Genomic DNA, 8142 nt, shown 5'->3' with positions numbered 1-8142 from the left:
AAGGCGCTTTGCGCCGCCCCCGGGAGCGGTGTGCGGTGCGGCTGGATTTCCCGGAAACGATGCTGCATATCAGTAAGGACGACAGAAACAAAAAAGCCTGCTCGTTGAGCAGGCTTTTTGAATTTGGTCGGTGATAGAGGATAACTCGCCACTACGTGACTCGCCCTGCGGGCCGTTGCTGTCGCAACGTTCTCTCGCTCCGCTCGAGTCGAACCTCTACCCCCGGAGGTTCTCATCCTCACAAACTTCAGATGCAAAAAAGCCTGCTCGTTGAGCAGGCTTTTCGAATTTGGTCGGTGATAGAGGATTCGAACCTCCGACCCCTTCGTCCCGAACGAAGTGCGCTACCAGGCTGCGCCAATCACCGAATGCGGGCGCATCTTACTGCTGCGATACACACCCGTCAATGCCTTATTATGAAAAAGTCGCTCAAGCGGCGAGAAACTCGCCACTCTGCTACTCCTTCTTCGCCGCAGCGTCAGGAACGTGGCACCAGTTGTTATATTGGTTAATCCCGCCGTCCGGCGAAGTATAGCCAAGACAGCCCATAATGGTGTCATACAGCTCTACGTGACGACGCGGCACCTTCATGGCCGCCTGCTGCTTCAGGCGCGCAAAAGAAGCGGCGTGGTCGGGCGACGCCAGATATTTATCCGACATCCACACCAGCATCGGCACGCGGAACTGCTCCGGCGGCGCCATCTTGCGCGGCGTACCGTGCAGGTGTTCACGCTCGTTGATGGACTCGCCGTGGTCGGCCGCATAGAAAACAATCGCCTTCTTGTCCCGCAGCTGATCCAGCACGCTGACGATAAAGTGATCGACGTAGGTCACGCTGTTATCGTACGAGTTAATCAGCTCAGCCTTCGAGCATTTATTATCGACGCCGACGCACTCCGGCTTCCACTGCGCAAAGCTGCGCGGATAGCGCTGGGTATAGTTAAAGTGCGATCCTTTGGTATGCAGAATAATCAGGTGCTTACCATTGGGATTCTTCGCCAGACCGCGCTTCATCTCATCCACCAGCAGCATATCGTCAACGCTCTTGCCGCGGTTACTCGGCTCAGCGCCAATCTGCTCGCGATAGGCGATATTGTTCGCCATCGTGTTGCTGTAGAACCACATCTCGCTCTGCATGGCGTACAGGTTGCCGGTAAAGCCGAGCTGGTGCAGAACGGCAAAGACGTTCTGTTCTTTCAGCGTCCGCTGCGGGTTATCATCCGCCCCGCCCTGACGAACGAACATACAGCGCAGCGACAGCTTAGTAGCGGTATCGCAGGAGTATCCGCGGAAAGCGACCAGGTTTTTCTCCTGCGCCAGCTTAGGCGTGGTATTGCGGCTATAGCCCAGGATGCCCATATGGTCCCAGCGGGTGGTTTCACCGATGATAAACACCACGTAAGTATCATCCAGCCCTTGCGGCTCAACGTAGGTGAATTTTTTCGCCGGATTGATCAGGGATTTATTATCGGAAGACTCGTCCACCTGCGCCCACGCGTAAAGCCCCAGCGCTGATAGCCAGTTAGACGGCAGATAGGAGTTAGCCACCACCCCGCCATAGCTTGGCAGATCGACTTCGGAACTGCGCTCAAAGTTCTTCTGACGAACCTCCAGCAAGCGAATAGGGCCCCAGACCATCAGGCCAGCCAGCAGCACGATAGTAATATTCTTCATCCGCTGGCCGGGCGTACGAATTTGACGCAGCAGGGTGAAGCGACAGCGGTTGCTCCAGATAAGCACCAGCGGCAGCGCGCTCATCAGCACCAGCCAGAGAATCAGGTGCCAGCCGATAACCTCTCTGGACAAGTCGATGTCAGTGGTCATCACCGAGGCAATAATCCCGTAGCCGATCACCACGTTCAGGAAGGTCATGTAATAGCTGGCGGCGGCGGAGAAGAGTACGACGATGGTCGCGAGAATACGCCAGACCCGGCGGCCAAACAGCGACAAAATACGCAGCAGAAAGAAGGTGACCAGAAAGGTCCCTATCAGCTCAACTGCACCTGAGAGTCCTTTCCAGATGGTAAACTCCTGAGCGTACCCCTCGAAGCGGCGGAAGAATACGGCGGCGTTCATAAACCAGCCGATGTACAGCGCCAGCCAGATACTGAGCTTCAGCTGCGTCATCGTTTTAATGTATTTCATGCAAAAAACCTGGAAAACGAAGAGATAAAACCGCCCGACTTAAGCGATATAAGTAAGCAGGTTAATAAAGTGCGTTTAGCTTGGTTATAAGAAACCTCTACAAAGCGCGATAAGTAGACCACAGCGGAAGGAAAAAGTATCAGGAGGGAATGTGATCCAACCAAACATTTACAAAACATTTGGTTGGATTGGCACTATTAGCTTAGGGAATTAATCATCGGGGCCGGGATAACACCCGGTTTCAGGCGTGAGCCTGGTGGTAAATTTCACTTTTCGGCTGACGAATCGTTGTCGAAAGCGCCAGAGAGAGAATCAGCAGCGCAAAGATGACGCAGAAGGTCACGTAGAAACCGCCGAACAGGGAAGCAATCAGCGAACCGCAGATGCTGCCGATACCAAAGCCGAGATAAATCACGCCGTAGTTTTTCGCCAGGTTATTGAGGCCAAAGAACTCGCTGACCAGCGACGGGAAGACGGTAATCGTACCGCCGAAGTTAAAGGCCACGCAGGCGATAGCGGCGAAGAACGTCATGGCGTTCAGCGGAGCGAACAGCAGCGCCGCCATACCGATAAGCGAGACAACCTGTCCGATGGTAATCACCCGGATGCGGGACATTTTATCGGACAGAATGCCCAGAACCAGGCGCCCGCTCAGGTTAGCGATAGAGATCACCGTCACCGCGTTGGCGGCCGTCGCAACATCGAGGTGCACCATCCCCTGGGCGATGTCTTTCGCCACGCCAATCACGTACAGGCCGCTCATGCAGGCGGTCAGGAACATCACCGCCAGCATCCAGTACTGAGGTTTACGCATCGATTCGGCGAGGGTGAAGTCGTTTTCGACGACGCCGTTGTTGGCGGTAGCGGTGTGGTTCGGCGCGTCTGTCATCAGCGTCGCGCCAAAAACGATCATCACCAGCACGATAGTGCCCCAGATAATAAAGGTTTTTTCCAGGCCGACCGTCGCCAGCAGATGGGAGTCAATAAATTTAAAACCCAGGCTGCCAAGCCCGTAAGCACCGATGGAAAAAGCCGAAATCAGTCCCTTACGTTCCGGGAACCATTTGACGCAGTTCGACAGCGTCAGCAAATAGCCAGCACCGTCGGCCAGCCCAACCAGCAGACCCGCGCTCAGCCACAGCATCATCAGGCTGTTTGAATGCGCGGTAAGGAAGAATCCGAGGCCCAGCAGGACGCCGGAAGCCACGGTGACGCGTTTAACGCCGAAACGTTCCTGTAATTTACCTGCCACGGATGAAGAGAGCGCCAGGCCGAGGCTTAACAGGCCGAATGAAAACGCCACCTGGCTTACCGGTTCGTCCAGCTTGGCGGAAAGCGAACTATTGAACAAACTCCATGTATAAACCGATCCCAGCGCAAATTGCGTAATGATAGTGCCGAGCAGCGTAAGCCAGCGGGTGTATTGACGGTTTGCAGCGTTCATAGCAGTTGTCCTGAATAATTAACTGCCGCCACCATAACGAAGTCCCCTGTAAGTCTGGGGAAAAAAGGCATGAGCTGCCGCTACCGCGGAATGAAATGCATTAAAGGCGGAATGAATGACATTGCAAAACATTCCCGCCTTAACGATTTATCGGAAAGTTAGTGCCCGCTACCGCTGGAAGATGCGTCATTACTGTAATGATAAAGTAAATTAAACGTATCAACTATGCTACATATTTAGCCTGAATAACTCGAGTGGCAAATGGCGGCATGCCGCAGCCCCATCCGGGTGAGGCTCAGGGATGAGCCGAATCACAAGCGCCGCCAGCGTATCCGCAATAAATTAAAAATTGGCGCTCACGCCCATTAAATAGAGATAGTTTGCCCCGGTGGGTAAATTGTCCGCCTGGGATAGCGCCGCCCAGGCGGCAAGATGAGAGTTGAGCGACATATCTGCGCCCAGCGTCACGTCCCGCCAGGCACCGTCCTGCGCGCGGTTCGCCCCGCCGAAATCCGTCGTCAACTCCTGGTTATAGCTCACCTGAGCCCACGGATGTACGCCCCATAGCTTCTGATAATCGACCCGCCAGCCCAGCGTATTCACGTAGCCGGTTCCGGCCGTATTGCGGGTAAGCGGCGGCGACGTCAGATCGGAATGTAAACTGGCGACCGGGCCGGACGTCATCCCCTCGGTCAGAGAGAAATTCCAGCCGACGCTCATACCGCGTGCGCTATCCACCGGGGAGACCGCCTGATTAAACGCCAGCCCGGAAGGATCGTCGGACGCATTTATCCGCTCCGCGAGAATATCTTCATAGCGCGGTTGGTGATCGCTGTCCCATGTATAGCGTTCCGCAGTATTACTTTTTGTATCGATAGCGATATATTCCTGTTGCCAGGCATTCGCCCCGGCAACACACGACGCCCAGAGGGATACGCACGCCGGGACCAGGAATACCCGGAGGCCATTGCATTTCTTTATTATCATTAATGCGACTCCAAAAAGAGCCGAAACGGCAAGGTTGCTGTGTTTTTTTTATGGGTGTCCTATCCCTGCTTGGGGAATAATAACCCTGTATTAACTATTATCTTTATCTTTCAGCCGTCAAGTTGAACGACTGAGTTTTTATCACAAAAGGGAGAGACAGATGCAACGTTGCGGATGGGTCAGTCAGGATCCTTTATACATTGAGTACCACGATAAGGAGTGGGGCGTTGCTGAAAAGAATCCCCGCAAGCTGTTTGAGATGATTTGTCTCGAAGGCCAGCAGGCCGGACTGTCGTGGATCACCGTGCTGAAAAAGCGTGAAAACTACCGCCGCGCTTTTCACCAGTTTGATCCGGTTCGCGTCGCGGCAATGGACGAAGAAGACATTGAACGTCTGGTTCTCGACGCCGGTATTATTCGCCATCGCGGTAAAATTCAGGCCATCATCGGCAACGCCCGCGCCTTCCTGGCGATGGAAAAAAATGGCGAACCTTTCGCAGATTTCGTCTGGTCATTCGTCGATAATCACCCCCAGGTGACGGCCGCCGCCACGCTGGCGGAGATCCCGACAACCACCCCGGCTTCTGACGCATTGTCGAAAGCGCTGAAAAAACGGGGCTTTAAGTTTGTCGGCTCCACTATCTGCTACTCCTTTATGCAGGCCTGCGGTCTGGTCAACGACCACGTCATCGACTGTTTCTGTCGCTCAGGAGGCCAGGATGATTCGTAACTGGGACGCTAACGAAACCGGCCCACTGCTCGAGCTGTGGCTAGAGAGTACGATCCACGCGCATCCGTTTATCGCCGAAAGCTACTGGCATGACAGCCTGGCGATAGTGCGCGACGTTTACCTGCCCTCCGCGCAAACCTGGGTATGGGAGCAGGACGGCGTGCTGAAGGGTTTTATCAGCGTGATGGAGTCACGCTTCATCGGCGCGCTGTTCGTCGCGCCGGATGCCGCCAGGCAGGGTATCGGCAGCGCGCTGATCGGCGAAGTCAAAAAACACTACGGTTGGCTAACCCTTGAGGTATACCAGAAAAACGTTCAGGCGGTGAATTTCTACCATGCGCAGGGCTTCCGCATTGAAGACTGCGCATGGCAGGATGAAACCCAGCATCCGACCTGGATTATGCATTGGTCGGCGGATCAAATGCCGTCAGCGTAAGCTCGGGCCCGGTATACTTTTCCAGCCAGGCCAGCGCCGTATTTCCGGCGCAGCCGTTACCCAGCCGCGATGTCGGAATATCTTTGGTCAGCACGTTCACCGCACCGTTTTTGCAGATCCCCGCCTGAGGGTCGAGATCGGGCCATGCTCCTTCGTGCAAGCAGATAACCCCGGGACGAATGCCGTCGGTCACTACCGCGCCGGCCAGCACCTGGCCGCGTGAATTCCATACCCGCACCAGATCGCCATCGGCGATATTGCGCGCCTGCGCATCGCGCGGATGAAGGGTTAACGGTTCACGACCCGCCACCGCGTACTGTTCGCGCAGCGACGTATGGTTGAGCTGGCTGTGGAGGCGGTGCGCCGGATGCGCTGACAGCACCTGGAGCTGGCCTTCCTGCGCATTGCCGTGCCATTCGTCCGGCTCCAGCCACATAGGGTGCGGCGGGCAATCCGGATAAGCAAACCCGGCGATGGTCGGCGAGTGAATTTCAATTTTACCGCTGGCGGTTTTCAGCGGATTCGCCTGCGGATCGGCCCTGAAGGCGGCAAAGCGGGCGAAGCGCGCGTTTTCAGGGTTCTCCGGCATTTCAATCAGCTGATTATCCTGCCAGAACTGGGCGAACGGCGGCAGCGTAACCTGCTGCGCCGCCCCGCGCTGGGCGGCAATCTGGTAAAACGTCTCCAGCCACTGCAGATCGTTTTTACCCTCGGTGAAGCGCTCCCGCCCGCCCGCTTCCCAGCGCTCGCTGAGGTCGGCGAAGACCTCGAAATCATCGCGCGCTTCATCGCGCGGCGCGACCACCCGCTTCATCGGCACCAGATGCTGGTTGCTGTAGTCGCCGGTCATGGTCATATCGTTGCGTTCAAATGAGGTCGTCGCGGGCAGCACGATATCGGCATGGCGCGCCGCGGCGGTCCAGAAGCATTCGGAAATGACGATAAGCTCCGGTTTTTGCCAGGCGCGGATCAGCCGGTTGGTATCCTGATGGTGGGTAAAGTTGGCGCCGCCCGCCCACCAGATAAAGCGGATATCCGGGAAGCGGCGTTCCATACCGTTATGTTGATAAGACGCTCCGGGATTTTCCAGCGCTTCAACGATACGCGCGACCGGGATTTTTTCCACTGCATCGGTCCCGCCCGCCACGCTGCCCTGCATTGAGGCCAGCACCGCCGCGCGGCGCGTAGGGTTGCCGCCGTTGGCAAAGTGATAGGAAAGGCCAAAGCCCCCGCCCCGGGTGCCTATCTGGCCGAGCATGGCGGCGAGGGTCACCAGCATCCAGTGTTTTTGTTCGCCAAACTGCTGGCGCTGCATTCCCCAGCCGGACATCAACATGGTGGTGTTTTCGTGGAAAAGTTGTGCCAGTTCGCGAATTTTCTCCGCGCTAATGCCGCAGATCGCCGCCGCCCATTCCGCCGTTTTTGCCGTTCCGTCGCTCTCCCCGGTCAGATAGCGGGCGAAAACGTCATAGCCGCTGGTGCAGCGGGCCAAAAACGCGTCATCCTGCCAGCCGTTTTCCACCAGCGTATGGGCGATACCGAGCATCAGCGCCACGTCGGTGCCCATATGCGGGGCGATCCACTCCGCCGCGTCGCCAAAGAATTCCGCCGTTTCCGATCGCATGGGATCGATGCAGATCACCCGCTTCCCACTCTGACGCAGACGATCGAACCACGGGATGCCCTGCTCATCGGAAGCGTTCCAGGCAATTTTTAGCGTATTTAATGGGTTAGCGCTCCACAGCACCACGACATCGCTATGTTCCAACACCATTGGCCAGCTGGTCTGCTGCTGATAAACCTCATTACCGCCAACCACGTACGGCATGATCGCCTGGGCCGCGCCGGTGGAATAATCGCCCAGATGCCCGGTATAGCCGCCCGCCAGGCTCATATAGCGCTGGAGCAGCGTCGCCGCTTTGTGCAACACGCCATTTGAGCGCCAGCCGTAGGAGCCCGCAAAAATCGACGCCGGGCCGTAGCTTTCGCGAATGCGCCGGTGCTGGGCGTGAATCAGATCCAGCGCCTGCTCCCAGCTCACCCGCACAAACTCATCCTGCCCGCGCACGCCTTGTGGGCTTTCTGGCGAGGCGAGAAATCCCTTACGCACCATCGGATAACGTACGCGGGTTTTGCTATGCACCTGATCGCGCACTGCGGTTTGCAGCGAGTTGGGGAAAGGGGTATCAAGCGCCCCGCGCGAAGAGATGACGTTCTCGCCATCGGTTTCGACCAGCATTGGCCCCCAATGGGCTGCGGTCAGGATAGTTTTGGTAGCAGATGAGGTTGGCAATGCGGGCTCCTGGTCAGCGATAGCAGGTGTGGTGACGGCACGTTATTCAGCCGTTCAATGTTATTTACAAATTGAGATGCTCTCTGCGGAATTTTCTCCGGTTTCGG

Annotated in this window: 6 protein-coding genes, 1 tRNA gene and 1 other RNA gene; 2 read left to right on the top strand and 6 right to left on the bottom strand. The window is 56.5% G+C overall.

All coding sequences use genetic code 11. From position 1 onward, the window contains the following. Positions 1 to 124: 124 nt before the first annotated feature. From ABLU96_RS20835 to ABLU96_RS20815, 5 genes are all read right to left on the bottom strand, one after another. Positions 125 to 256, bottom strand: a non-coding RNA gene (locus ABLU96_RS20835) — RtT sRNA. Positions 257 to 290: 34 nt separating this feature from the next. Next, positions 291 to 367, bottom strand: a tRNA-Pro gene (locus ABLU96_RS20830). A gap of 89 nt (positions 368 to 456) precedes the next feature. Next, positions 457 to 2145 carry a kdo(2)-lipid A phosphoethanolamine 7''-transferase gene (gene eptB, locus ABLU96_RS20825; protein ID WP_004855325.1) on the bottom strand — a complete coding sequence of 563 codons (1689 nt, stop codon included), beginning with the start codon at positions 2143 to 2145 and terminating at the stop codon, positions 457 to 459. Between the two features lie 241 nt (positions 2146 to 2386). Then, positions 2387 to 3589, bottom strand: coding sequence for an MFS transporter (locus ABLU96_RS20820; RefSeq protein ID WP_064406156.1), 1203 nt, complete (start codon positions 3587 to 3589; stop codon positions 2387 to 2389). Positions 3590 to 3931: 342 nt separating this feature from the next. Beyond that, positions 3932 to 4576 carry a hypothetical protein gene (locus ABLU96_RS20815; protein ID WP_064406158.1) on the bottom strand — a complete coding sequence of 215 codons (645 nt, stop codon included), beginning with the start codon at positions 4574 to 4576 and terminating at the stop codon, positions 3932 to 3934. 160 nt (positions 4577 to 4736) lie between these two features. Here ABLU96_RS20815 and tag point away from each other — a divergent pair, with 160 nt between their 5' ends. Then, a complete protein-coding gene (tag, locus tag ABLU96_RS20810; protein WP_025106795.1) occupies positions 4737 to 5306 on the top strand; it encodes a DNA-3-methyladenine glycosylase I in 570 nt (189 codons plus the stop codon). Beyond that, on the top strand, positions 5296 to 5742 hold the full coding sequence (locus tag ABLU96_RS20805; RefSeq protein ID WP_004137819.1) for an N-acetyltransferase: 447 nt from the start codon (positions 5296 to 5298) through the stop codon (positions 5740 to 5742). Before tag ends, ABLU96_RS20805 begins: the two co-directional genes overlap by 11 nt. On the opposite strand, the gene ABLU96_RS20800 is transcribed toward ABLU96_RS20805, so the two are convergent. Further along, positions 5705 to 8035: a molybdopterin guanine dinucleotide-containing S/N-oxide reductase gene (locus ABLU96_RS20800; RefSeq protein ID WP_064406161.1), complete on the bottom strand. Its 2331-nt coding sequence runs from the start codon at positions 8033 to 8035 to the stop codon at positions 5705 to 5707. The genes ABLU96_RS20805 and ABLU96_RS20800 overlap by 38 nt on opposite strands. Positions 8036 to 8142 lie beyond the last annotated feature (107 nt).

The sequence above is a fragment of the Klebsiella sp. CN_Kp106 genome (assembly GCF_040064575.1).
In the GTDB taxonomy this organism is placed as follows: Bacteria; Pseudomonadota; Gammaproteobacteria; order Enterobacterales; family Enterobacteriaceae; genus Klebsiella; species Klebsiella michiganensis.
The sequence above is the reverse complement of the archived record's forward strand: the minus strand, read 5'-3'. Positions and strand labels throughout refer to the sequence as shown.